Here is a 414-nt window from a genome sequence, read left to right on the forward strand (position 1 = left end):
TTACTAAAACTAATGACGGAGCAGGAGCTTCAATTACTGTTACCGTAACCGTTGCCGTAGAACAACTTGGTGGCGTATCATCATCACAAAGCGTATACGTAAACGTATCATCTCCTAAAAACCCTGGTGGTGGAGTGTAAGTAAACGTTCCATCTCCATTATTCACTACCGTACCTCCATTGGTACTAGTAGCGTCGAATGCAGTTATTGTAGCATCATCGACAACAGTATCATTATCCAACACATTACCTGAAGTTACAGGAGTATCTTCAATTGTAGTAACCGTATCATCCACAGCAATTGGATCTCCTTCATCTGTTACAGTTACCGTAACCGTTGCTGTAGAACAACTTGGTGGTGTATCATCATCACAAAGGGTATAGGTAAATGTATCATCTCCAACAAATCCAACTG

At 41.1% G+C, this 414-nt stretch carries 1 protein-coding gene; it reads right to left on the reverse strand.

All coding sequences use genetic code 11. The features are described 5' to 3' along the window. On the reverse strand, positions 1–414 hold a 414-nt coding region (locus ACXAGJ_RS24700; RefSeq protein WP_474843860.1), incomplete at both ends, for an Ig-like domain-containing protein.

This window comes from Aquimarina sp. AWH4_224, from assembly GCF_056160245.1.